17 protein-coding genes are annotated in these 26023 nt (G+C 67.1%); 8 read left to right on the plus strand and 9 right to left on the minus strand.

Features of this window, described 5'->3' with window-relative positions; translation table 11 throughout:
• Positions 1 to 146: 146 nt before the first annotated feature.
• From fusA to ACFQQC_RS06505, 4 genes are all read right to left on the minus strand, one after another.
• Complete coding sequence (gene fusA / locus ACFQQC_RS06490; protein ID WP_376860881.1) at positions 147 to 2228, minus strand: elongation factor G; 2082 nt, start codon at positions 2226 to 2228, stop codon at positions 147 to 149.
• A gap of 157 nt (positions 2229 to 2385) precedes the next feature.
• Complete coding sequence (rpsG, locus tag ACFQQC_RS06495; RefSeq protein ID WP_376860883.1) at positions 2386 to 2859, minus strand: 30S ribosomal protein S7; 474 nt, start codon at positions 2857 to 2859, stop codon at positions 2386 to 2388.
• A gap of 81 nt (positions 2860 to 2940) precedes the next feature.
• A complete protein-coding gene (rpsL, locus tag ACFQQC_RS06500; RefSeq protein WP_056453566.1) occupies positions 2941 to 3312 on the minus strand; it encodes a 30S ribosomal protein S12 in 372 nt (123 codons plus the stop codon).
• A gap of 293 nt (positions 3313 to 3605) precedes the next feature.
• Positions 3606 to 4580, minus strand: coding sequence for a hypothetical protein (locus ACFQQC_RS06505; RefSeq protein ID WP_376860885.1), 975 nt, complete (start codon positions 4578 to 4580; stop codon positions 3606 to 3608).
• Between the two features lie 190 nt (positions 4581 to 4770).
• On the opposite strand from ACFQQC_RS06505, the gene ACFQQC_RS06510 reads away from it, so the two are divergent.
• Both ACFQQC_RS06510 and ACFQQC_RS06515 read left to right on the plus strand, forming a co-directional pair.
• A complete protein-coding gene (locus ACFQQC_RS06510; RefSeq protein ID WP_376860887.1) occupies positions 4771 to 5343 on the plus strand; it encodes a hypothetical protein in 573 nt (190 codons plus the stop codon).
• 64 nt (positions 5344 to 5407) lie between these two features.
• A complete protein-coding gene (locus tag ACFQQC_RS06515) occupies positions 5408 to 6232 on the plus strand; it encodes a hypothetical protein (RefSeq protein ID WP_376860889.1) in 825 nt (274 codons plus the stop codon).
• Positions 6233 to 6422: 190 nt separating this feature from the next.
• Here the strand turns inward: ACFQQC_RS06515 and rpoC are convergent, their stop codons facing one another.
• Together rpoC and rpoB are read right to left on the minus strand one after the other, a co-directional pair.
• Positions 6423 to 10619 carry a DNA-directed RNA polymerase subunit beta' gene (gene rpoC, locus ACFQQC_RS06520; protein ID WP_376860891.1) on the minus strand — a complete coding sequence of 1399 codons (4197 nt, stop codon included), beginning with the start codon at positions 10617 to 10619 and terminating at the stop codon, positions 6423 to 6425.
• Positions 10620 to 10714: 95 nt separating this feature from the next.
• Entirely contained in the window at positions 10715 to 14830 is a 4116-nt protein-coding gene (gene rpoB, locus ACFQQC_RS06525; protein WP_376860893.1) for a DNA-directed RNA polymerase subunit beta, read from the minus strand.
• Between the two features lie 381 nt (positions 14831 to 15211).
• Between rpoB and ACFQQC_RS06530 the strand changes: the two genes are divergently transcribed.
• The 4 genes from ACFQQC_RS06530 (at position 15212) to ACFQQC_RS06545 (ending at position 20829) form a co-directional block, all read left to right on the plus strand.
• Positions 15212 to 15739: an FKBP-type peptidyl-prolyl cis-trans isomerase gene (locus tag ACFQQC_RS06530; protein ID WP_376860895.1), complete on the plus strand. Its 528-nt coding sequence runs from the start codon at positions 15212 to 15214 to the stop codon at positions 15737 to 15739.
• Positions 15740 to 15788: 49 nt separating this feature from the next.
• Positions 15789 to 16802 carry an alpha/beta fold hydrolase gene (locus ACFQQC_RS06535; RefSeq protein WP_376860897.1) on the plus strand — a complete coding sequence of 338 codons (1014 nt, stop codon included), beginning with the start codon at positions 15789 to 15791 and terminating at the stop codon, positions 16800 to 16802.
• Between the two features lie 95 nt (positions 16803 to 16897).
• A complete protein-coding gene (locus tag ACFQQC_RS06540) occupies positions 16898 to 18850 on the plus strand; it encodes a M61 family metallopeptidase (protein ID WP_376862078.1) in 1953 nt (650 codons plus the stop codon).
• 17 nt (positions 18851 to 18867) lie between these two features.
• Entirely contained in the window at positions 18868 to 20829 is a 1962-nt protein-coding gene (locus ACFQQC_RS06545; RefSeq protein WP_376860899.1) for a M61 family metallopeptidase, read from the plus strand.
• Between the two features lie 80 nt (positions 20830 to 20909).
• Here ACFQQC_RS06545 and ACFQQC_RS06550 read toward each other — a convergent pair whose 3' ends face one another.
• The 3 genes from ACFQQC_RS06550 to rplJ form a co-directional block, all read right to left on the minus strand.
• Positions 20910 to 21302 (minus strand): hypothetical protein, encoded by a 393-nt coding sequence (locus ACFQQC_RS06550; protein WP_376860900.1) that lies wholly within the window; start codon positions 21300 to 21302, stop codon positions 20910 to 20912.
• 140 nt (positions 21303 to 21442) lie between these two features.
• Positions 21443 to 21829 (minus strand): 50S ribosomal protein L7/L12, encoded by a 387-nt coding sequence (rplL, locus tag ACFQQC_RS06555; RefSeq protein WP_331044459.1) that lies wholly within the window; start codon positions 21827 to 21829, stop codon positions 21443 to 21445.
• 63 nt (positions 21830 to 21892) lie between these two features.
• Positions 21893 to 22408, minus strand: coding sequence for a 50S ribosomal protein L10 (gene rplJ / locus ACFQQC_RS06560; protein ID WP_376860903.1), 516 nt, complete (start codon positions 22406 to 22408; stop codon positions 21893 to 21895).
• A gap of 399 nt (positions 22409 to 22807) precedes the next feature.
• On the opposite strand from rplJ, the gene ACFQQC_RS06565 reads away from it, so the two are divergent.
• Together ACFQQC_RS06565 and ACFQQC_RS06570 are read left to right on the plus strand one after the other, a co-directional pair.
• Entirely contained in the window at positions 22808 to 24643 is a 1836-nt protein-coding gene (locus tag ACFQQC_RS06565) for a DUF4153 domain-containing protein (protein ID WP_376860905.1), read from the plus strand.
• Between the two features lie 119 nt (positions 24644 to 24762).
• Positions 24763 to 25929, plus strand: a complete 1167-nt coding sequence (locus ACFQQC_RS06570; RefSeq protein ID WP_376860907.1) for an aspartyl/asparaginyl beta-hydroxylase domain-containing protein — start codon at positions 24763 to 24765, stop codon at positions 25927 to 25929.
• The last annotated feature ends 94 nt before the right edge of the window (positions 25930 to 26023 follow it).

A 26023-nucleotide genomic window follows, 5' to 3' on the forward strand; every position in this document is an offset into this window, starting at 1 on the left:
CGATCGTGCCGATGTTGCAGTGCGGCTTGGTGCGTTCGAACTTTTCCTTGGCCATTCTCTTCTCTCCGTCCCCTGAAAAGGGGGCTTTGTCCTTGGGATATCAGGGGTCCGGCGGGCCCTTGCGGAGCCCGCCGGGATGGGTTGGTTTAGGCGCTGTACTTCTTGATCACTTCGTCGGCGACGTGTTGCGGCACCGCTTCGTAGTGGTCGTACTGCATGGTGAAGGCGGCGCGGCCCTGCGACATGCCGCGCAGCGTGTTCACGTAGCCGAACATGTTGGCCAGCGGCACGAAGGCGTTCACGACGGTGGCGTTGCCGCGCATGTCCTGACCCTGGATCATGCCGCGACGGCCGTTCAGGTCGCCGATGACCGAACCCAGATACTCTTCCGGGGTCACGACCTCGACGGCCATGATCGGTTCCAGCAGCTTCGGTCCGCCCTGGGTGCGCAGTTCCTTGAAGGCGGCGCGCGACGCGATTTCGAACGCCAGCACGCTGGAGTCGACGTCGTGGAACTTGCCGTCCGTCAGGGTCGCCTTGAAGTCGATCAGCGGGAAGCCGGCCAGCAGGCCGTTTTCCTTGGCCGATTCCAGGCCCTTCTCGACGCCCGGGATGTATTCCTTGGGCACCGCGCCGCCGACGATGGCGTTCTCGAACACGAAGCCCGAACCCGGCTCACCCGGCTCGAAGGTGATCATGACGCGGGCGAACTGGCCCGTACCGCCGGTCTGCTTCTTGTGGGTGTAGTCGATCTCGGCCTTGCGGCTGATCGATTCACGGTAGGCCACCTGCGGCGCGCCGATGTTGGCCTCGACCTTGTAGGTGCGCTTCAGGATGTCGATCTTGATGTCCAGGTGCAGCTCGCCCATGCCCTTCAGGATCGTCTGGCCCGACTCGTGGTCGGTCGAAACGGTGAAGGACGGATCTTCCGAAGCCAGCTTGGCCAGGGCGACGCCCAGCTTCTCCTGGTCAGCCTTCGACTTGGGCTCGACGGCGATCTCGATAACCGGGGCCGGGAATTCCATGCGCTCCAGGATGACCGGCGACTTGATCGGGTCGCACAGGGTGTCGCCGGTGCGGGTTTCCTTCAGGCCGGCCAGGGCGACGATGTCGCCGGCGTAGGCTTCCTTGATGTCCTCGCGGTTGTTCGAGTGCATCAGCAGCATGCGGCCGACGCGCTCCTTCTTGTCGCGCGACGAGTTCAGCAGGCCCATGCCGGTTTCCATCTTGCCCGAGTACAGGCGGCAGAAGGTCAGCGAGCCGACGAAGGGGTCATCCATGATCTTGAAGGCCAGAACCGACAGCGGCTCCTCGTCCGACGCCTTGCGGGTGATCGGCTCTTCGGTCTTGTAGTCGATGCCCGGGGTCGGCGGGATGTCCACCGGCGACGGCAGGTAGTCGACGACGGCGTCCAGCAGCGTCTGCACGCCCTTGTTCTTGAAGGCCGAGCCGCAGAGGATCGGGTAGAAGGCGCCGGTCAGCACAGCCTTGCGGATGCACTTCTTCAGGGTTTCGACCGAGGGCTCGTTGCCTTCGAGGTAGGCTTCCATGGCCTCGTCGTCGAGTTCGACGGCGTTGTCGATCAGGTACTGGCGGGCTTCGTTGGCCTTGTCGACCAGGTCGGCCGGGATTTCACCGACGGTGAAGTTGGCGCCCAGGGCGTCGTTGTCCCAGATCACCGAACGCATTTCGACGACGTCGACCAGACCCTTCAGGTTCGACTCGGCGCCGATCGGGAACTGGATCGGCACGGCCTTGGCGCCCAGACGGTCGCGGATCGACTGGACCGAGGCGTCGAAGTCGGCGCCGATCTTGTCCATCTTGTTGACGAAGACGATGCGCGGCACCGAGTACTTGTCGGCCTGGCGCCAGACGGTTTCGGTCTGCGGCTCAACGCCGGCGTTGCCGTCCAGCACGGTCACGGCGCCGTCGAGGACGCGCAGCGAACGCTCGACTTCAATGGTGAAGTCCACGTGGCCGGGGGTGTCGATGATGTTCAGGCGCTTTTCGTTCCAGAACGCGGTCGTCGCGGCCGACGTGATCGTGATGCCGCGCTCCTGCTCCTGGTCCATCCAGTCCATGGTCGCGGCGCCGTCGTGGACTTCGCCGATCTTATGCGACTTGCCGGTGTAATACAGGATCCGCTCGGTCGTCGTCGTCTTGCCGGCGTCGATGTGCGCCATGATGCCGAAGTTGCGGTAGTCTTCGATTTTATGCGTGCGGGGCATAGGAGCGTGCCTTGCGGTCAGATGCGGCGCCGCTACAGCGCCTCGGGAATGTTCGGATAAGCGAGCGCGGGCGATTTAGCTCAAACCGCCCGCGCCGGATAGTCACGTAAATAGGAACCCCCACCCTTCCTTGGAAGGAGGGAGGCTCCCGAAAGGCTTACCAGCGGTAGTGGCTGAAGGCGCGGTTGGCTTCGGCCATCTTGTGGGTGTCTTCGCGCTTCTTCACGGCGGTGCCGCGGTTGTTCGAAGCGTCCAGCAGTTCAGCGGCCAGCTTTTCGGTCATGGTGTTTTCGCCGCGGTTGCGGGCGGCGTTCACCAGCCAGCGGATGGCCAGGGCCTTGCGGCGGTCCGGACGAACTTCGACCGGCACCTGGTAGGTGGCGCCGCCGACGCGACGCGAACGGACTTCAACAGCCGGGGCGACGTTTTCCAGCGCGGTGTGGAAGGTCGCGACGGGCTCCTGGTCCTTCTTCTTGTCGGCCAGGATGTCGAAGGCGCCGTACACGATGTTTTCGGCGACGGCCTTCTTACCTTCGTACATGACGTAGTTCATGAACTTGGTGACGGTCAGATCCTTGAACTTGGGATCCGGCAGAACTTCGCGCTTCTGGGCGCGGTGACGACGGGACATGGGCTTGGCCTTCTAAAGACGTATCGAACGGCCGATCCGAACCCCTTGGGCGCGGACCGGCGAATGGAGTGAAGCGGTCGCTTACTTCGGACGCTTGGCGCCGTAGTGCGAACGGCGCTGCTTGCGGTCCTTGACGCCTTGCGTGTCGAGCACGCCGCGCAGGATGTGGTAGCGAACGCCCGGAAGGTCCTTCACGCGGCCGCCGCGGATCAGCACAACGGAGTGCTCCTGCAGGTTGTGGCCTTCGCCCGGGATGTAGCACACGGCTTCGATGCCGGTGGTCAGACGGACCTTGGCGACCTTACGAAGCGCGGAGTTCGGCTTCTTCGGGGTCGTGGTGTAGACGCGGGTGCAGACGCCGCGGCGTTGCGGGCAACCCTTCAGGGCCGGGACCTTGTTACGGACCGGCTTGGGGGCGCGCGGCTTGCGGATCAGCTGGTTGATAGTCGGCATCGAGTACTCGTTCTCTTCTAGTCGATGGGGGCGTGTGCCTTTCGGCCGGAGCGCCCCGGTGAGCCTTCTTTTCGGACGACCGCAGGGCCGCCCTCGGGTGAGGTTCCGAGTCTTGATCGCGACAAACGCAAAAGCCGGAACGTGCGCTTTGGACGTTCCGGCGGGCACAGCCCGTTCGCTCGATTGTCACGATCGCGACGGAGGTCCGGAGACATCCTTCTCGAAAGTGCGCGGCTTCTACGCGCGCGGGGCCGTCAGGTCAAGGGTTGGGCGCCGCCGGCTCCCGTTCCCTGCTACCAGGTGACCCGGTTCGCGACCGGGGCCCGATAGGGCTGCCCGTTGACCAGACCCGGCGCGAGGAGCCGGCGGCGCGAGATCTCCAGCGCAACACGGGAGAAGGCGAAACGGCCGCTGGTGTTGCGACCGACCAGGCAATGGGAGGGCGGGCCGATCTCCGCGGGCGAAATGCAGTAGACTTCGGAGGTGTTGCGCATCCCGGCGTCGAAGACGTAGTCCGGGGTCAGCGACGCCACCTCGTCCTGGTTGGGCGTACTGATGACGACGGGCGGCACGACCTCGACATCGGGGATGACCTCCGGTCGGCGAATCGTGAACGACAGCCTGATGTGGCGACCGCCTGTCGCGACGCCGTCACCGTCCAGCTCGGCCATGCGGACATTCGCCGCCAGCAGTCGACCGATGTTCAGGGCGGCGCCGGTTGTCTCCTCCGCCTCTTCGCCGGAACGGCACAGGCCCAGCCATCCATCGACCATGACCGGGCAGGCCAGGTGGACCACCTCGTCCTCGCGCCTTGCCGGGAGCCCCCCGTGTTCGGCGGCGATGGCGTAGAACAGGGCCTGATCAAGGTCTTCCGGACTGGTCCGCCACACCGGCTTTTCGACCGCCGTCGTCCAGTAGGCCCAGCGCACGTTGACGATCTCGGGTCGCACCTCCGGCTTGAAACGCAGGGTCAGGGTTCGTTGCGCGCCGACCGCGCCGAGGTCGGGCCGGTGCTCCGAGTAGGCGGCCATCCACTCTCCCGCGCGATCGATCAGGACGGCTTCGCCCGGCGCAGGGCCGACGGTGCAGTCGCTGCGACCGTCAGGCTGGTAGTTGCAGATGAAAACGACATCGACCGTCCTGAGACCGCCGAAATCCGCCACCGGAGAGGCGAAGGAGCGGATCGGAACAGGCCGCACTTCTGGAGCCGCCTGTGCGGCCTCTACCGCCTGGCTCGAGACCCACGCCGCCAGCGCCAACCCGATCATGCCCAACCGCCCCCCGGCAAGTCCGCGCGATTCATCACGCGCAGACCTCCATGGCGGGGGACCGGGCACGGGGTCAACACCACAGGGCCGGAAACCAGCCGCAATACAGCCACGCTCGTCCCCTCCCCTACCTCGGGTTGAGGTCGGCATGGGGGCGCGGTTGAAACGGGGGACTGCCAGCACCGCGAGGATGCGCGGCCTTGTGGTCGTCGCGGCCCTGACCCTGCATGCCGTCATCCTGCTGCCCATAGCCCTGTCGCCCCCTCGGGAGCCGCCGCCGACGACGACGCGCGAACAGGTCTTCCTGGTTCCCCTCGACCTGACCGACGCCCTGCCGAGGCGCGAGACCACCCGACAGCGCGCCGCTGGTGATCTGGTGAGGCCGCCCCGTCCCCGGACACCTCCCGTCCGGGCAACGGAGGCAGCCGCGCCGGCGGCGGCCTCTCCCGCCGCCCCGACCCCGGACACCGACAGCGCCGGTTCGACCGTGGCCGATCCATGGAACGGTCGCAGGCCCGTGACGCTGGCCCTGCCCTGCCCGCCGCCGCCCGGGGACCGCATCGCGGCCCGACTGTGCCAGGTCGGCCCGCCCCCGACGGACGGCTCGGATCCCTATGCCGACGCCGGGCCACGTCGCCTGAACCGATCCGAACAGGCCCGCGAGGACGGCTTCGAACGCCAGCGGCGGGCCAATGAGGCGTGGCGCGACTACACCCGGGGCGAAGGCGCCTATCCGGGCCTGCGGGCGCTTCGAGACCGATGAGCGAGAACCGGCCCCATTACGGCCACGCTGGCCCCGTCACCTGTCGTTCTGACACGGAGCGCGAATGAACGGGCGGGTTTGGCCATGGCCCCGGATCGACAGCCGCTGGCGCAAGCCGGCGCTGATCGGCGTTTCCGTGGCGGCCCACGTCCTGATCCTCGGCGGACTGGCCCTGCGGGTGCTGACGGTGGAGCCGCCGCGCCTGCCCGAGCCCCCGCCGACCGTCTATCTGGACATCGAGCCCCGCCCGCTTCTGGAGGACGAGACGCCCCGGCCGCGTCCCCAGCCGGCTCCGGCCGCCGCCGAAGCGGCTCCGACGACGGCGGACTCCCGCCAGACCTTCCTCGGTCTGCCGCTGCCCCTGCCCCGTCCGCGCGACGAGGAGGATCAGCCGCCCTCCCCGCCTGCGCCACGCGTCGCCGCCCCCGGCGCTCCGGCTCCGCCGGCCAATGCCGACGCCTGGCAGGTGCGGCCCGACACCATGGGCGGCCGGATCGGTCGCGGCCTGCGCACGCGCGGTCCGGGCTGCGCCAGTCCCCAGTTACTCAGCCCGGAAGAGCGCCGCATCTGTGACGACCGCTTCGGTGAACGCGCCGCCGCCGCCCCGCCGATCTCCGGGACCGGCAATGCGGAACGCGACGGCCGTTTCGCCCGCGAAGGCGCCGCCGCCCTGGCGCAGTACGAGGCGCGACGACGCCCACTGGCCGGCGGGACGGGCGTGGTCGGTCCGCAGGACGGTCCGGGCTCGAATTTCGGCATCGGGGTCGCGGGCGCCCACCTCGACCAGTCGCTGCGCCCGGATTCGACCAGTAACGTCCGCACCCGTCGCGACGGCGACCGCGCCGGCGGCCAGCCCCTGACGCCCGGCGGCGGCTTCGACCGGGAATAGCCCCCGCGCTTGAGCAGCGAGCGATCGCGCAACAAGGACGCCCTCAAGCAGCGAGCCGCCGCGCGTCGAGCGATAGGGCAAAAGGATGCCCTCAAGCAGCGAGGCCCCGCGGGCCGAGCGATAGGGCAACAAAAAAGGCGGCCCCGTTTCCGGGACCGCCTCTCTTTTCAGTTCAGGTCCGTGACCCGGATCAGCCTTCCGACTTCTCCAGCTCCAGGGCCAGATCGGCCGGCAGCGGCTCGACCGCGTCTTCGCGGGCTTGCGTCAGCTCGGCGTCACGCTCGTTGGCGATCTTCTGCAGGCTGCGCAGGTAGGCGCCCGTACCGGCCGGGATCAGGCGGCCGACGATGACGTTTTCCTTCAGGCCTTCCAGCGTGTCGCGCTTGCCGTTGACCGAGGCGTCGGTGAGGACGCGGGTGGTCTCCTGGAACGACGCCGCCGAGATGAAGCTGCGGGTCTGCAGCGACGCCTTGGTGATGCCCAGCAGGACCGGCTGCGTGGTGGCCAGACGACCGCCGCGCTTCTCGACCTTGGCGTTCTCGAGCGCCGCCTCAGCCACTTCGACGGTGTCGCCGCGGATCAGGGTGGTTTCACCCGAATCCAGGACTTCGACCTTCTGCAGCATCTGACGGACGATGACCTCGATGTGCTTGTCGTTAATCGGCACGCCTTGCAGGCGGTAGACTTCCTGCACTTCGTTCACGAGGTATTCGGCCAGCGCTTCGACGCCCTGGATGCGCAGCAGATCGTGCGGATCCGGGTTGCCGTCGATGATGTAGTCGCCCTTCTGGATCAGATCGCCGTCGTGGACGGAGATGTGCTTGCCCTTCGGGATCAGGAATTCGACCGCTTCGCCCTGGTTGCCATCGGCATCCGGCTCCGGGGTGATCTTGATACGACGCTTGTTCTTGTAGTCGCGACCGAACTCAACGCGGCCATCCATTTCGGCGATGACGGCGCAGTCCTTCGGACGGCGTGCTTCGAACAGTTCGGCGACGCGCGGCAGACCGCCGGTGATGTCGCGGGTCTTGGCGCCTTCGGTCGGAACACGGGCGATGATCTCACCCGGCTTGACCTCGTCGCCGTTCGACACGGACAGAACCGCGCCCACGGGCAGCAGGTAACGGGCGTCGGAGCCCGAAGCCAGCTTGGCGTAGGCGTCACCCTGGGTCACGCCCATGGCCGGACGCAGGTCCGAACCCCGCGGCGAGGCCCGCCAGTCGCTGACGACGCGCTGGGCGATACCGGTCGCCTCGTCGGTCTCTTCCTTGACCGACAGACCTTCCACCAGGTCCTCGAAGCGCACCGTACCGGCGACTTCGGTGAGGATCGGGGTGGTGTACGGGTCCCACTCGGCCAGACGCTGACCCTTGGCGATGTCGCCGCCTTCCTTGACGCGGATGCGGGCGCCGTACGGGACCTTGTGGGTCTCGCGGTCCTTGCCATCCACGGCCACGACGACGGTGACGTTGCGGCTCATGGCCACCAGATCGCCGTGCGCCGCCTTGACGGTCGGGCCGTTGATCTTGGCCGTACCGGCGTTGGTCGCCTCGTAGAACGAGGTTTCCGCCACCTGCGCGGTGCCGCCGATGTGGAAGGTCCGCATGGTCAGCTGGGTGCCCGGCTCGCCGATCGACTGGGCGGCGATGACGCCCACGGCTTCACCGATGTTGACGTTGGTGCCGCGGGCCAGGTCACGGCCGTAGCACATGGCGCAGATGCCGGCTTCGGCTTCACAGGTCAGGGCCGAACGGACCTTGATCGACTGGACGCCGGCCGCATCGATGACCTCGACTTCCTCTTCCTGCAGATAGGTATCCGCCGGGAACAGGATCTTGTCGCCGCCCGGCTCCTTGATGTCCTCGGCCGCGTAGCGACCCAGGACACGTTGGCCCAGCGAGACCAGCACGTCGCCGCCTTCGACCACGGCGCGCAGGGTGATGCCCCGGGTCGAGCCGCAATCGTCCTCGGTGACGATCGAGTCCTGCGCAACGTCCACCAGACGACGGGTCAGGTAACCCGAGTTGGCGGTCTTCAGCGCGGTGTCGGCCAGACCCTTACGGGCGCCGTGGGTGGAGTTGAAGTACTCCAGCACGGTCAGGCCTTCCTTGAAGTTCGAGATAATCGGGGTCTCGATGATCTCGCCCGACGGCTTGGCCATCAGGCCCCGCATGCCGCCCAGCTGCTTCATCTGCGCCTGCGAACCACGGGCGCCCGAGTTGGCCATCATGAACACCGAGTTGATGTCCGGCTTCTGGCCGGGGGCCAGGACGCGCGGTTGCGCGATCTCGCCCATCATCGCGTCAGCGATCTTGTCCGTGACCTTGGCCCAGGCGTCGACGACCTTGTTGTACTTCTCGCCCTTGGTGATGAGGCCGTCAGCGTATTGCTGCTCGTACTCTTCCACCTGGGTGCGCGTTTCCGCGACCAGACCGGCCTTGGCTTCCGGAATGACGATGTCGTCCTTGCCGAACGAGATGCCGGCCTTGGCGGCTTCGCGGAAGCCCAGCTGCATCATCTGGTCGGCGAAGATGACCGTCGCCTTCTGACCACAGTGACGGTAGACCTGATCGATCAGGTTGCCGATTTCCTTCTTGGTCAGGTTCTTCTCGAGCAGGCGGTAGCCGATGTTCGGGTTGTGCGGGAGCAGAGCGCCCAGCTTCATCCGGCCCGGGGTCGAGTCGATGACCTTCGTCACGACTTCGCCGGCGGCGTTCATCTCGGTCCAGCGGGCCTTGATCTTCGTGTGAAGGGTCACGGCCTTGGCGTCGAGCGCGGCGTCGATCTCGCCCATGTTGGCGAACAGCTTGCCTTCACCGGCTTCGCCGTCCTTGACCAGCGACAGGTAGTACAGACCCAGGACGATGTCCTGCGACGGCACGATGATCGGCTTGCCGTTGGCGGGCGACAGGATGTTGTTCGTCGACATCATCAGGACGCGCGCTTCCAGCTGGGCCTCGAGGCTCAGCGGGACGTGCACGGCCATCTGGTCGCCGTCGAAGTCGGCGTTGAAAGCGGTACAGACCAGCGGGTGCAGGCGAATGGCCTTGCCCTCGATCAGCTTCGGCTCGAACGCCTGGATGCCCAGACGGTGCAGGGTCGGGGCGCGGTTCAGCAGGACCGGGTGCTCACGGATGACCTCGTCGAGGATATCCCACACCTGCGGCTGCTCGCGCTCGACCATGCGCTTGGACTGCTTGACGGTGCCCGACAGGCCCTTGGCGTCCAGACGCGCGTAGATGAACGGCTTGAACAGCTCCAGAGCCATCTTCTTCGGCAGGCCGCACTCGTGCAGCTTCAGCTCCGGACCCACGGTGATGACCGAACGGCCCGAGTAGTCGACGCGCTTGCCGAGCAGGTTCTGACGGAAGCGGCCCTGCTTGCCCTTCAGCATGTCGGCGAGCGACTTCAGCGGGCGCTTGTTGGCGCCCGTGATCACGCGGCCGCGGCGGCCGTTGTCGAACAGGGCGTCCACCGACTCCTGCAGCATCCGCTTTTCGTTGCGGATGATGATGTCCGGCGCGCGCAGCTCGATCAGGCGCTTCAGGCGGTTGTTCCGGTTGATGACCCGGCGATACAGGTCGTTCAGATCCGAGGTCGCGAAGCGGCCGCCGTCCAGCGGCACCAGCGGGCGCAGTTCCGGCGGGATGACCGGAACGACGTTCAGGATCATCCACTCGGGCTTGTTGCCGCTCTCGAGGAAGGCCTCGATCAGCTTCAGGCGCTTGGACGCCTTCTTGGCCTTCATTTCCGACGGATTGTCGGCCAGCTCGCCGCGGTGCTTTTCAGCCTCGGCATTCAGGTCGATGCCCATCAGCAGGTTGCGCACGGCCTCGGCGCCGATCTCGGCGGTGAAGCCGTCGTCGCCGAACTCGTCCTGGTAACGGTAGAACTCGTCTTCCGTCAGCAGTTGGTTCTGCTTCAGCGGGGTCAGGCCCGGCTCGGTGACGATGTAGTTCTCGAAGTACAGGACGCGTTCGACGTCCTTCAGCGCCATGTCGAGCATCAGCGAGATGCGCGACGGCAGCGACTTCAGGAACCAGATGTGGGCGACCGGCGAGGCCAGTTCGATGTGCCCCATGCGCTCGCGACGGACGCGGGCCAGGGTGACTTCAACACCGCACTTCTCGCAGATGATGCCCTTGTACTTCATGCGCTTGTACTTGCCGCACAGGCATTCGTAGTCCTTGGTCGGGCCAAAGATACGGGCGCAGAACAGGCCGTCACGCTCGGGCTTGAACGTGCGGTAGTTGATGGTTTCCGGCTTCTTGATCTCGCCGAACGACCACGAGCGGATCTTCTCCGGCGAGGCCAGGGCGATGCGGATCTGGTCGAAGGTCGGGGTGACCGGGACCGGGTTGAAGATGTTCAGGACTTCCTGGTTCATCTTGGTTCCTTCTGCGGCGGAGCCGCTAAAATTCAATCAGTTGGAGAGGGCGAAGGCGGCCCTCCCCGCCTCGACGGCGGGGAGGGTTGAAGCGATCAGCCGTTCTCCAGCTCCACGTTCAGGCCCAGCGAGCGCATTTCCTTCACGAGCACGTTGAACGACTCGGGGATGCCCGCCTCGAAGCTGTCGTCGCCGCGGACGATCGCCTCGTAGACCTTGGTCCGGCCGGCCACGTCGTCGGACTTCACCGTCAGCATTTCCTGCAGGGTGTAGGCCGCGCCGTAGGCTTCCAGAGCCCACACTTCCATTTCACCGAAGCGTTGGCCGCCGAACTGCGCCTTGCCGCCCAGCGGTTGCTGGGTGACGAGCGAGTACGGCCCGATGGAGCGGGCGTGGATCTTGTCGTCGACCAGGTGGTGCAGCTTCAGCATGTAGATGTAGCCGACCGTGACCGGACGCTTGAACTGGTCGCCCGTCTGGCCGTCGAACAGGATCGACTGGCCCGAACGATCCAGACCGGCCTTCTCCAGCAGGTCCTCGATGTCCGAGATGTGCGCGCCGTCGAAGACCGGGGTCGCGAACGGAACGCCCTTCGACAGGTTGCGGGCCAGCTCGACCAGCTCTTCCTCGTCCTGCGGCAGCGGGGTGTCCTTGCCGTAGACGTCCGACAGATGGTCGATCAGCGCCTGCTTCTGGCCGCCCTGTTGCCAGGCTTCCAGCAGACCCTGGATCTGCTTGCCGAGACCGGCCGCGGCCCAGCCCAGGTGGGTTTCGAAGATCTGGCCGATGTTCATGCGCGACGGCACGCCCAGCGGGTTCAGAACGACGTCGACCGAGGTGCCGTCTTCAAGGTGCGGCATGTCCTCGATCGGCAGGATCTTGGAGATGACGCCCTTGTTGCCGTGACGGCCGGCCATCTTGTCGCCCGGTTGAAGCTTGCGCTTCACGGCGACGAAGACCTTGACCATCTTCATCACGCCCGGGGGCAGTTCGTCGCCGCGTTGCAGCTTCTCGACCTTGTCCTCGAAGCGGCGGTCGAGGGCCTTCTTGGCGTCCTCGAACTGCTTCTTCATGGCCTCCAGCTCGCCCATCGCCTTCTCGTCGTCGAGGGCGATCTGCCACCACAGACCCTTGGACAGCTCACCCAGCTTCTCGAGGGTGACCTCGCCGCGGCCCAGGCCCTTCGGACCCGAGACGGCGGTCTTGCCCAGCAGCAGGGGCTGCAGGCGGCCGTAGACGTTGCGCTCGAGGATCTTCAGCTCGTCGTCGCGGTCCTTGCCCAGACGCTCGATCTCGGCGCGTTCGATCGCCATGGCGCGCTCGTCCTTGTCGACGCCGTGGCGGTTGAACACGCGCACGTCGACGATGGTGCCGGCGACGCCGGGCGGCAGGCGCAGCGAGGTGTCGCGGACGTCCGAAGCCTTCTCGCCGAAGATGGCGCGCAGCAGCTTCTCTTCCGGGGTCATCGGGCTTTCGCCCTTCGGCGTCACCTTGCCGACCAGGATGTCGCCCGGCTGGACTTCAGCGCCGATGGCCACGATGCCCGCTTCGTCGAGGTTGCGCAGGGCTTCCTCGCCGACGTTCGGGATGTCGCGGGTGATTTCTTCCGGACCCAGCTTGGTGTCGCGGGCCATGACCTCGAACTCGTCGATGTGGATCGACGTGAAGATGTCGTCGCGCACGATGCGCTCCGAGATCAGGATCGAGTCTTCGAAGTTGTAGCCGTTCCAGGGCATGAAGGCGACGAGGGCGTTGCGGCCCAGCGCCAGTTCGCCCAGGTCCGTCGACGGGCCGTCGGCGATCACGTCGCCGGCCTTCACCGCATCGCCCACGCGCACGATCGGGCGCTGGTTGATGCAGGTCGACTGGTTCGAACGCTGGAACTTCGACAGGCGGTAGATGTCGACGCCCGAGCGGCCCGGCTCCAGTTCACCGGTGGCGCGCACGACGATGCGGGTGCCGTCGATCTGCTCGACGACGCCTTCACGACGGGCGACCACGACGGCGCCGGAGTCCACGGCCACGACGGCTTCCATGCCGGTGCCGACCAGCGGCGCGTCCGACTGGACCAGCGGCACGGCCTGACGCTGCATGTTCGCGCCCATCAGTGCGCGGTTGGCGTCGTCGTTTTCCAGGAACGGGATCAGGGCGGCGGCGACCGAAACGACCTGCTTCGGCGACACGTCCATCATGTCGACCGTTTCCTTGGTCAGCAGCTGGGAGTCGCCGTTGATCCGGCCGGGGACCAGGTCCTCGACGATCTGGCCGTCCTTCAGTTCGATGTTGGCCTGGGCGATCGTGTATTTCGCCTCTTCCATGGCCGAGATGTAGACCACCTCGTCCTGGGCCTGGCCGTCCTTCACGCGACGGTACGGGCTCTCGATGAAGCCGTACTTGTTCACGCGGGCGTGGGTGGCCAGCGAGTTGATCAGGCCGATGTTCGGACCTTCCGGCGTTTCGATCGGGCAGATCCGGCCGTAGTGGGTCGGGTGCACGTCGCGGACTTCGAAGCCGGCGCGCTCACGGGTCAGACCGCCCGGTCCAAGGGCCGACAGGCGGCGCTTGTGGGTGATTTCCGACAGCGGGTTGGTCTGGTCCATGAACTGCGACAGCTGCGAGCTGCCGAAGAACTCACGCACGGCGGCCGCGGCCGGCTTGGCGTTGATCAGGTCGTGCGGCATGACCGTGTCGATATCGACCGAGCTCATGCGCTCCTTGATCGCGCGTTCCATGCGCAGCAGGCCGACGCGGTACTGGTTTTCCAGCAGTTCGCCGACCGAGCGAACGCGACGGTTGCCCAAGTTGTCGATGTCGTCGATCTCGCCGCGGCCATCCTTCAGGCCAACGAGGATCTGCAGCACCTTCAGCACGTCGTCCTTCTGCAGGACGCGGATTTCGTCCGAAACCTCGGGGGTTTCCAGACGCATGTTCATCTTGACCCGGCCCACGGCCGACAGGTCGTAGCGCTCGCTGTCGAAGAACAGCGACTGGAACATGTTTTCGGCGGCTTCCGGGGTCGGCGGCTCGCCCGGACGCATCACGCGATAGACGTCGAACAGGGCGTCCTCGCGGCCGGTGTTCTTGTCCACGCGCAGGGTGTTGCGCATGTAGGCGCCGACCGTGACGTGGTCGATGTCCAGCACGTCGATGGTGGTGAAGCCGTGCGACTCCAGCAGCTCGATCGTGGCCTGGTCCAGCTCATCGCCGGCCTCGGCGTAGATCTCGCCGGTTTCGTAGTTGACGGCGTCGGCGGCCAGGTAGCGGGTCAGCAGGGCGTCGGCGGCCAGCGACAGCGACGTGGTCGTGTCACCCAGCTTCTTGGCCTGACGGGCGCTGATCTTGGTGCCGGCGGCGGCGATGACTTCACCGGTGTCGGCGTCGACCAGATCGAACTCCGGCTTCACACCGCGCCAGCGCTCGGCCTTGTACGGCGTGACCCAGCCTTCGCCGCGCTTCTCGTAGGGCACGGTCTCGTAGAAGGTCTTGAGGATTTCCTCGCCGTCCATGCCCAGGGCCATCAGGAAGGTCGAGGCCGGCAGCTTCCGGCGACGGTCGATGCGGACGTAGACGATGTCCTTGGCGTCGAACTCGAAGTCCAGCCACGAACCGCGGTACGGGATCACGCGGGCGGCGAACAGCAGCTTGCCCGAGCTGTGCGTCTTGCCCTTGTCGTGATCGAAGAAGACGCCCGGCGAACGGTGCATCTGGGACACGATCACCCGCTCGGTCCCGTTGACGATGAAGGTGCCCTTGTCGGTCATGAGCGGGATGTCGCCCATGTAGACGTCCTGCTCCTTGATGTCCTTGACCGAGCGCGCGCCGGTCTCTTCGTCCATCTCGAACACGATCAGGCGCAGCTTGACCTTCAGCGGCGCGGCATAGGTCATGTCGCGCTGGATGCACTCCTCGACGTCGTACTTCGGCTCTTCGAACTCGTAGGAGACGTATTCGAGGATGGCGCGTTCGTTGAAGTCCTTGATCGGGAAGACCGACTTGAAGACCGCCTCGATGCCCTCGTCGGTGCGCAGGCCCGGACGGCCCTCGCGCTGGAGGAACTGTTCATACGACGCGCGCTGAACCTCGATCAGGTTCGGCATCTGCACCGCTTCCGGGATGCGGCCGAACGAGTGACGGATGCGCTTCTTGCCGGTGAACGAGGTGGCGGTGAGGAACTGACCGTTGACGGTGAGTTCCGCTTTGGACTTGGCCATTCTGTCTTCCCAATACGGCCCGGGCAGGCCGTTTCAAATGCAGCAGCCACGGCCCGCCGGGTGGCGATCCGTGACAATCGGTTTCGGCGTCCACCCTCGGGCCTTGCGGTCCCAGGACACCTGAATTGTAAGGCTCCCTTGGGGAGGAGCGCGCCTTCGCACCGGTCGGAGGGCGACAAACCGGGCCTCGGCGCTTTCGCGCAGACTCATTACGGAGTTAGCGGAACGGGCTGATATACTCGCTTTGACGGCGAAATAAAGGTCGCTGTGGAAAATCTTGGCGTTCGGTCGGATTTCGGCTTGCGCCGGCCGCGATCGCCGTCGTGGAGCCGACATATGGGGTCCCTTTCCGTCCCCGCCAACTCCGGCTAGCGTCACCTTATGAAGCGCATCCTGATCCTCTCCGCCGCCGCCCTGACCCTCGCCGCCTGCGCCTCCGGGCCCCAGCCGCTGGAAGCCCCGACCTCCGTCGTCCGCGCGGCCGTCGGCGAGTCGAGCCAGGCGAACTGGAACGCCGGCAATCGGGCCTATCTGGACTGGAACGGCGCCCGCAGCGGCTGGACCACCACCGAAAGCGGGCTGCAATACCGCCGCATCGGTCGCGCCCATCCGGAAGGCCGCCAGCCCGCCGCCGCTGATACGGTCAAGGTCCACTATCGCGGCACCTTCATCGACGGGCGCGAGTTCGACAGTTCCTGGTCGCGCAACGAGCCGACCGAGTTCCCGCTGAACCGCGTCATTCGCGGCTGGACCGAGGGCGTCGGCCTGATGCGCGAGGGCGAGCGGTTCGAGTTCGTCATTCCCGCCTCGCTCGGCTATGGCGAGCGCTGGGTCGGCGGCGACGAATTGCCGCCCAACTCGACCCTGTTGTTCACGGTCGATCTGCTGGAAGTAAAACCGGCGTCCTGATCCCGGCGATCAGGGCGTCCGTCGCCCGATCTTCCCCGAAAGGCCGCCCATGCTTCGCCCCCTCCTCCTCGCCGGCCTGCTGCTCGCGGCCGCGCCGGTCGTCCATGCGCAGGAACCGGCGCATCCGACCTACGGCCCGCGGCTGGAGGGGTATGAGTATCCCTTCCCGGTCCGGACCTTCGCCTTCACCTCCCAGCGTCAGGCGCTGGAGATGACCTATGTGGACGTGGCCCCGACCACCGCGCCGAACGGGCGGACCATCGTCCTGCTGCACGGCAAGAATTTCTGCGCCGCCACCTGGGCGCCGACCATCGAGGTGCTGGCCGCCGACGGCTATCGCGTCATCGCGGTGGATCAGATCGGCTTCTGCAAATCGTCCAAGCCCGAAGCCTGGCAGTTCTCCCTGTCGCAACTGGCCGGCAACACCCGCGCCCTTCTGGACAGCCTGGATATCGAGCGGCCCATCATCATGGGCCATTCCATGGGCGGCATGTTGGGCATCCGCTACGCCCTGCAGAACCCGGACGCTGTCTCTCGACTGGTGCTGGTCAATCCCATCGGGCTGGAGGACTGGCAGGCCGAGGGCGTGCCGTATGCCCGGCTGGACGCCGCCTTCGAAGGCGAGCGCCGGACCACCTTCGACAGCATCAAGACCTATCAGCGCCGCTTCTACTATGACGGCGACTGGCAGCCCCGTTACGACGAGCCGGTGGCCATGCTGGCGGGGATGTACGCCGGACCGGGCGGCGAGATCGTCGCCTGGAACCAGGCCCAGACCTCGGACATGATCTTCACCCAGCCGGTCGTGCATGAACTGCCGAACCTGCGCGTCCCGACCCTGCTGTTCATCGGCGAACTGGATCGCACCGCCCCGGGCGCCGCCCGCGCCACGCCCGAGGTGCAGGCGCGGCTGGGCCGCTACGACCTGCTGGGCCGCCGCACCGTGGACGCCATCCCCGAGGCCCGGCTGATCGCCTTCCCGGATCTGGGCCACTCGCCGCAGGTCGAGGCGCCCGACGCCTTCCACGCCGCCCTGCTGGCCGCCCTCGGCAGCGCGCGATGACAGAATTGTAATACCGTAACAGTCGCTCCGGGTTGACCGCCGGCCCGGGGCGGCGTGATCTGCACGCCCGGTTTGCCCTGCCTGCGAGTCCCATGATGCGTCCGTCCGCCCGCCTGCTCGTCTCCGCCTGCGCCACGGCGCTGCTTCTGGGGACGACCCCGGCCCTGGCCCAGGTCGGCACGCCCGCCCTGCCCGTGACCCTCGCGCCCATCCCCGCGCCGCGAGACGTCGCCTATCCCGCGCCGATCCCGATCGAGGTCGACGCCACGGACATCGACCGACGCATCGTCTCGGTGAAGCAGACCATCCCGGTCGTCGCGGCGGGTCCGCTGGTCCTGCTCTATCCGCAGTGGATCCCCGGCAACCACGGCCCGGTCGGACCGGTCGACGACATCGCCGACCTGCAGATCACCGCCAACGGCCAGCCCCTGCGCTGGGTGCGCAACACCGTCAGCACCAACGCCTTCCAGGTCGAGGTGCCCGCGGGTGTCTCTTCGGTCGAGGTCAGCTTCAAATGGCTGACCCCGCTGGACGGCGCCCAGGGCCGGGTCGTCATCACCGACGAGATGCTGAACATCCAGTGGGAGAAGGCCCTGCTCTATCCGGCGGGCTACTACTCCCGTCAGATCACCTTCCAGCCGACGCTGCGCCTGCCCGCCGGCTGGCAGTACGGCACGGCGCTGGACACGCAGTCATTCGAGAACGGCGTGGCGACCTTCGCCCCCATCACGCTGGAGCATTTCGCCGACAGCCCCCTGTTCGCAGGCCTGCACTACCGCCAGATCGACCTTGATCCGGGCGGCCGCTCGCCGGTCCGCCTGAACGTCGTCGCCGACAGCGCCGACCAGCTGGCCGCCACCGACGCGCACATCGCCCAGCACCGCGAACTGGTGCAGCAGGCCGACCGCCTGTTCGGCGCCCGCCACTTCAACCACTACGACTTCCTGCTGGCCGTCACCGACCGGCTGGGCGGCATCGGGCTCGAGCACCAGCGCTCGTCCGAGAACAGCGTCGACACGAAATACTTCACGGACCCGACCGGCACCCTCGCCGACCGCGACCTGCTGGGCCACGAGTACACCCACAGCTGGAACGGCAAGTGGCGCCGCCCGGCGGACCAGCTGACCCCGACCCTGAACGAGCCGCTGCAGAACTCCCTGCTCTGGGTCTATGAAGGCCAGACCCAGTACTGGGGCCTGATCCTGACCGCCCGCGCCGGCCTGATGAGCAAGCAGCAGGCGCTGGACGTCTTCGCAAATACGGCTGCGAGCTATGCCGACGGCAATCCGGGTCGCGAGTGGCGCGCGATGCAGGACACCACCAACGACCCGATCATCGCCCAACGCCGTCCCCAGCCCTGGCCCAGCCGCCAGCGGGCCGAGGACTACTATCGCGAGGGCGCCATGATCTGGCTGGACGCCGACACCCTGATCCGAGAGCAGTCCGGCGGCCGGCGCTCGCTGGACAATTTCGCCAAAGCCTTCTTCGGCGTCGAGGACGGGAATTGGGATCCGGCCCCCTACACCTTCACCGACGTCACCTCGACGCTGAACGGGGTCGAGGCCCATGACTGGGCCACCTTCCTGCGCGATCGTCTGGACGCCGTCGGGCCCGACGCCCACGGGCCGCTCGGCGGCATCGAGCGCGGCGGCTACCGGCTGGTCTGGCGCGAGGCGCCCAATGACTACTCCCGCGCCCTCAACGCCGAACTGGGCCGGGTCGACTTCCAGTATTCGCTGGGCCTGTCGCTCAACACCACCAACCGGGTGACGGGGGTGCGCTGGGGCTCGCCCGCCTTCGAGGCCGGGCTGACGTCCGGCTGGGAAGTGGTCGCCGTCAACGGCCGCACCGCCAGCGCCGCCGCCATCGCCGAGGCCATCACGGCCTCAAAGGGCAATGCGACCCCGATCCAGATGATGCTCAAGCGGGGCGACCGCTTCCGCACCATCGCCTTCGACTACCATGACGGCCTTCGCTACCCGCACCTGGAGCGGATCGAGGGAACCCCTGACCGGCTGGGCGACATCCTCAGCCCGCGCCGCCGCTGATTTCGAGTAGCCCTGACATGATCAAGCCCGCCGCCCTCGCCCTGCTGCTCGCCTCAACGACCCTGCCGGCCTTCGCCCAGACGGGCCCGGCCTCGCAGGCCAACGCGCCCCTGCCCGCCCCGACCAGCCTGCCGCACGCCCTGCCGCCGATCCCGGCGCCGCAGGACCGCGACTACCCCGGCGTCATCGGCATCCGCGTCGACCTGACGGACCTCGACCACAAGGTCATCCGCACCCGCCAGACCATCCCGGTCTCGGCCGGCCATCTGGTCCTGCAGTATCCGAAATTCATTCCGGGTAATCACGCCGACACCGGCCCGATCCAGCTGATCTCGGGCCTGACCGTCACCGGCAATGGCCAGCGGATCGAGTGGGTGCGCGACACCGTCGATCCCCACGCCTTCCACCTCGACATCCCGGCGGGCGTCTCGACCATCGAGGTCGCCTTCGAGTGGCTGACCCAGCCCGACAACGCCGTCTGGCGCGTGGTCATGACCCAGGACATGGTCAATTTGCAGTGGGAGAAGGCCCTGCTCTATCCGGCGGGCTACAACCACAGCCGCATCATGTTCGCCCCCTCCGTCGTCCTGCCGACCGGCTGGCAGTACGGCGTGGCGCTGGACGCCACGGGCCGCGAGGGCGACGTCGCCACCTTCGCCCCGATCAATCTGGAGCATCTGGCTGACAGCCCCATGTTCGCGGGCCGTCACTATCGCCGCGTGGACATCGATCCGGGCGGCCGCTCACCGGTGCACCTGAACCTGGTCGGCGACACCGCCGCCTCGATCAACATCACGCCTGAGTGGACGGCCAAATACGAGGCGCTGGTCGATCAGGCCGACCACCTGTTCGGCTCGCGCCAGTTCGACCGCTACGAATTCCTGCTGGCCCTGACCAACCAGATGGGCGGCATCGGGCTGGAGCATCACCGCTCGTCCGAGAACACGGCGGCTCCGAACTACTTCTCCAGCGCCAGCCCGGCCTATGGCGCGCGTGGCCTGCTGCCCCACGAGTACGTCCACAGCTGGAACGGCAAATTCCGCCGTCCGTCCGATGAATACGTCGCCAACCTCAACGTCCCGACCCAGAACACCCTGATGTGGGTCTATGAGGGCCAGACCGAATACTGGGGCGATGTCCTGACCCCGCGCTCGGGCCTCGGCACCTTCGAGGAGGCGGTGATCAACCTGGCCGAGGTGGCGGGCTTCTACGACCAGCAGCCCGGCCGCCAGTGGCGCGCCCTGCAGGACACCACCAACCACAACCTGCTGGGCTATCGCACGACCAATCCGTGGTCGTCCTGGATGCGCGGCACCGGCGACTACTACCGCGAGGCCCTGCTGGTCTGGCTGGACGCCGACACCCTGATTCGGTCCGAGACCCGCGAGCGCAAGTCGCTGGACGATTTCGCCCGCGCCTTCTTCGGTGCCGAGGACGGCGTCTGGGAGGCCCGCCCCTACACCTTCGACGATGTGGTCGCGGCCCTGAACGCAGTGCATCCGCACGACTGGGCCACCTTCCTGCGCACCCGTCTGGATGCGGTCGGCCCCGAGGCGAAGGCCCCGCTGGACGGCATCGAGCGCGCCGGCTGGCGCCTGACCTATGTCGATGAGCTGACCCCGGTCGAGAAGCGGATGTTCGGCGGCTGGGCCGGCGACTTCCAGTATTCGCTGGGCTTCAGCCTGTCAGGCACGCGCATCACCGGCGTCCGCTGGGGCTCCCTGGCCTTCGATCAGGGCCTCGGCGCGGGCTGGGATCTGATCGCCGTCGGCGACCGGGTCGGCTCCGCCGACGCGCTGCGCGCCGCCGTCACCGCCGCCAGGACCAGCCCCGATCCCATCCGGCTGGTGCTCAAACGCGGCGACGAGTTCCGCACCGTCGACTTCGACTACCACGGCGGCCTGCGCTACCCGCGCCTCGTCCGCATCGAGGGCACGCGCGACCGGCTGGCCGACATCTTCGCGCCCCGTCGGCGATAGGCGGACGCCAGAACGCAGACCGGCCCTGACGGCGAACCGTCAGGGCCGGCTGAAGGTCACTGTCTGACCCGGTCAGACGGTCAGCAATCGCCGACCATCGCCTGCCCCATCTTCTCCATCAGGTCGTGATTGGCCGTGCAGGCTTCGGCCGCCTCGCCCGCCGGCAGATTGCGCAGGTCGGTCGCCATGGCCTCCGCCTTGGTCTTTGCCCCCGCCTCCTCCTGGGCCACCTGTTCCGGCGTCAGCTGGCCGGCGACCATCCTCGAGGCGCAGCCCCGCAGGCGATCCATCTTGTCGGCCAGAACCATGCAGGATTCCGGCAGCCCCGCGAACGCGGTGCGCGCCAGACCGGCGGGCGCGGCCGGTTCCGCCGCCGGAACCGCGGCCGCAGGCTCGACAGCCTTGTCCTCGCCTTGCGAGCAGGCGCCGAGCGCCAGCACGGCCGCGACGGCGACCGGAACGATGATCTTCATGGAATCTCCCCCTGGATGACAGGAGAAGGCCACAGCCGACCCCGCCTGTCACCGCGCAAAAGAAAACGGGCCGGGGATTGCTCCCCGACCCGTCAAACCGTTCAAGCCATCGCTCCGGAGAGCGACTGCCAGAAGCCAGATTACTTGATCTGGATCTTGGCGCCGGCTTCTTCCAGCTTCTTCTTGATTTCTTCGGCGGTCTGCTTCGAGACGTTCTCGACGACGTTCTGCGGAGCGCCTTCGACCAGGTCCTTGGCTTCCTTCAGACCGAGGTCCGAACGCACGCCACGGACTTCCTTGATGACGTTGATCTTCTTGTCGCCGCCGTCGATCAGGACGACGGTGAACTCGGTTTGCTCTTCGCCGGCCGGAGCGGCGTCACCACCGCCGGCAGCCGGAGCGGCGGCCATGGCGACCGGAGCAGCGGCGCTCACGCCCCACTTTTCTTCCAGCAGCTTCGACAGTTCAGCGGCTTCCAGGACGGTCAGAGCCGACAGGTCTTCAACGATTTTGGCGAGATCAGCCATGGGGTAGTTCCTTCGGTAGGATGAGGTTCAGAGAGTGTGCAGAGATGAAAGAGGCGGGTCCGCTTACGCGGCGTCCTTCGTGGCGTAGGCGTTGAAAACGCGGGCCAGTTGGGCCGCCGGGGCTTGAACGACGCCGGCGATGCGAGTCGCGGGAGCGTTGAGCAGGCCCAGCAGTTGAGCGCGGATCTGGTCCAGCGACGGCAGCTTGGCGAGGGTGTCGACACCCTTCGCGTCCACGACCGTCTCGCCCATGAAGCCGCCCAGGATGACGAACTTGTCGTTGCCCTTGGCGAACTCGGACGACACCTTGGCGGCCGTCACCGGGTCCGAAGCGTAGGCGATGCCCACCGGACCCTTGAACAGGCCGTGGTACTCGCTGCCTTCTTCGGCTTCGAGCGCCTTCAGCGCCAGGCGGTTCTTGACCACCTTGAACGCGGCGCCTTCTTTACGAAGACGGCCACGCAGATCTTCCATTTCCGCAACGGTCAGACCCAGGTTGTGGGTCACGACCACGGCGCCCGCGTCGGCGAAAACGCCCTTCAGCGTTTCGATCGACTCGGCTTTTTGTGCGCGGTCCATTGCGGTCTCCAGTCTTGGTACTCGCCGCCGGGCTTATTCCCGACGACGTTGTGGCCAAAGCGCCGCGCATCGCTGCGAGACGTTCAGGCCGGTCGTATTGTCCGAAGGAAGCTCAAACCCCGTGCCCCCGTTTCCGGGTGACGGTGATCGTCTGCATCCCCATCTCCCCACGGCGTCAGGGGGCTCCCTGACAGTTACGGCATGGGTGGCCCCCACGCCCCGAAGTTCTCGGACAGGACCGCCGCGTCCCGAGGGCAGCGACGGAGAAGGCGCGCTCTATACACGCAATCCCCGCAAACTCAAGCGGGTTCGGCGTTTGCAGGCGATCTGCATCGGAAATCCTCAAGACAGGGCCGGGAATCCGGGGCAGGCTCCCCCTCATAAGGGGAGAAACGCTTCATGACCGACGCCACGGAAGCCACCGGCCGCAACAGCCTGGGCCGCAACGGCACGCCCGCGCTGGCGGGCTTCCGCCTCGCGGTCGGCCTGCTGCAGGGCGCGGCCCTGTGGTGGCTGTACCGGTCAACAAACGGGGGCGAGTACAGCCGCGTCAGCGCTGAACATCTCAGTTGGCCCGCCACGGTCCCGGAGCTGTTCGGCCCACTGGCCATGATCCTCGTCATGGTCCCGGTCCTTCTGCTGGCCGGCGCGGGCCGGATGCGGATCCGCACCCTTCTGTTCTGGATCATCGGCGCCACCGCCTTCCTCGCCCTGCTGGGCTGGCACGGCGTCGCGGCCCAATCGCCCAGCGAGTACGGCCCGACCAGCCGCCCGCCCTTCCTGCCCTGGCCCATGCCCCTGTTCGCGGCGGCGGCCCTGTTCATCGGCCACCACCTGATCCTGCCCGCCGATCTGGAGCGGAAATGGATCGCCGCCTTCCCCACCTATTTCGACACCGCCTGGAAGGCTGGCGTCCAACTGGCCTTGTCCATCGGCTTCACCGGCGCCTTCTGGATTCTGCTCCATCTGGGCTCGGCCCTGTTCAAGGTCATTGGGCTCGAATTCCTCGAGGATCTGATTGAGCAGTCGTGGTTCTCCATCCCCGTCACCACCCTGATGTTCGCCGTCGCCGTCCACCTGACGGATGTGCGGGACGGCCTGATCCGCGGCGTGCGCAGCGTCGCCCTGATGCTGCTGTCCTGGCTGCTGTTGCTGATGACCGTGCTGGCCGCCGGCTTCCTCGTCGCCCTGCCCTTCACCGGCCTGCAGGGCTTGTGGGACACCGGCAGCGCCACAGCCCTGGTCCTGTCGGCCGCCGCCGCCCTGATCATCCTCATCAACACCGCCTATCAGGATGGACGCGAGGACAACCTGCCGCCGCGCGTGCTGCAATGGGCCGTGCGGGTCGCCGCCGTCCTGCTGACGCCGCTGGTCATCCTCGCCTTCTGGGGTCTGGCCCTGCGCATCGGCCAGCACGGGCTGACGCCGGACCGGATCATCGCCCTGGCCTGCGCCGTCATCGGCGCCGCCTATGCCGGTGGTTACGGCTATGCGGCGCTTGAGCCCCTGACCCGCAAGGGTCTTGACTGGATGCAGCCGCTGGAGCGCACCAATGTCCTGACCGCCGGTCTGGCCATCGTGGTCATTCTCGCCCTGTTCAGCCCCATCGCCGACCCGGCCCGCCTGTCGGTCGCCGATCAGGTCGCCCGGCTGGAGCGCGGCGTGGTGAAACCGGCCCAGTTCGACTTCCGCTTCCTCCGCTTCGAGAGCGGCAAGGCGGGCGAGGCGGCGTTGCAGCGGCTGACCACTTCCACCGATCCGGTCATCGCCCGCAGCGCCCGAAACATGCGTCAGGTGAAGGACCGCTGGGAGGACCGGGACATCGGCACGCCCGACCTGCGCGCACAGTATGAAGTAGTCCCCGCAGGAGCCCGCCTGCCCGAGGGCTTTGATGTCGTCCTGCCCGCGACGGACGTCCGCTACCGCATGTGTCTGGCCGAGGGACGCTGCGTCGCCCGCTCCATGGACCTCAACAACGACAGCGTCCCCGAGGTGCTGGTCGCCACCGATGGCGCGATCCAGCTGTGGAGCCGCAACGGCCAGAACCAGTGGGCCCAGGTCGGAACCTGGTCGCCGGACTACTGCGTCAGGCGCCCGGAACGCCCGGACCTGCGCAAGGCGCTGCGGGAGGGATCTGTCGGCGTCGCGGCTCCGCAATGGCCCGGCCTGACCGCGGACGGACAGCGAACGACGCTTCACTTCAGGCCGGTCTGCGAACCCGGAGCCGCGGACTAGACCCCCTCTTTCCCGCCACACCGGCCGCCAATCTTCCGCGCCGCACAAAAGCGCTCTTGACCCGGACGACCTGAGCCACATTACATCCAGTTCATGTTTCGCGGATCGGGGGATCACGCATGAACACGGGTGGACAGGACGAACTGCTGCGCCGGGCCGCGGAGGCGATCGCGCGTCGCGATCCCGCGGGCGCCCTGCACCTGCTGGATCAGGCCGACGCCCTCGGCGGACGTAGCCACAACAGCATCCTGAACCGCGCCCTGGCCCTGCGGCTGCTGGGGGACTTCCACGGCTCGCTGGCGGTGCTGGACGACGCCCTGTCGATGCAGCCCTACGACTTCGTCGCCCTGCTGGCCAAGGCGGCCATGCTGGAGAAGCTGGCGGGAGAGCGCGCGGCGGCCGAGACCTATCGCAACGCGCTCAAGATCGCCCCGCCCCGCGCCCAGTGCCCTCCCGCCCTCGCCGCCCAGATGGATCACGCCGATGGGCTGGTCCGACGTCAGGCCGAGGCCTTGCGCGACCACATGCGCGCCGCCGTCTCCAGCCTTCGCGGCGATCTGGACGCCGCCTCGCTGGACCGGTTCGATGAGGGGCTGGAAATCTATGCGGGGGTAAAGACGCCGCCGAAGCAGGAGCCGATCCTGCTCAACTACCCGCGCCTGCCCGCCATCCCCTTCTACGACCGCGCGCTGTTCCCGTGGCTGGAGACGCTGGAGGCCGCCACGCCGGTGATCCAGCAGGAGCTCACCGCCCTGCTGGAGGCCTCCTTCGACGACTTCGCCCCCTACATCGCCTATCCCAAGGGCGCGCCGGTCAACCAGTGGGGCGAACTGAACCATTCGCGCAAATGGACCTCGCTGTGGCTGTGGAAGGACGGGGTGAAGCAGACCTCGGTCACCGACCGCTGCCCGCAGACCGCCGCCCTGCTGGAAAGCCTGCCGATGGCCCATCAGGACGGCTTCGCCCCCACCGCCGTCTTCTCGGCCCTGCAGCCCCACACCCACATTCCCGCCCACACCGGCTCGGCCAACACCCGGCTGCTCTGCCACCTGCCGCTGATCCTGCCCGGTCCGGCCCGCTTCCGCGTCGGCAACACCACCCGGGACTGGGAAATGGGCCAGGCCTGGGTCTTCGACGACACCATCGAGCACGAGGCCTGGAACGATGCCGACCAGATGCGTGTCATCCTGATCTTCGACGTCTGGAACCCCTGGCTCTCCGACGGCGAAAAGGCCCTCATCACCACCATGATGAAGGCCCAGCGCGAGTTCATGGCGGGAAGATAGGGGCGAGGCTCTAGGGGTCAGGTTTTAGGGCTGGGTTTTCGATCGCCGCCGCTTCCCCCTCGAACCTGCCCCCTGGAACCTGGAACCTCCCGTT

Source organism: Brevundimonas sp. GCM10030266 (assembly GCF_042666595.1).
Taxonomy (GTDB): domain Bacteria; phylum Pseudomonadota; class Alphaproteobacteria; order Caulobacterales; family Caulobacteraceae; genus Brevundimonas.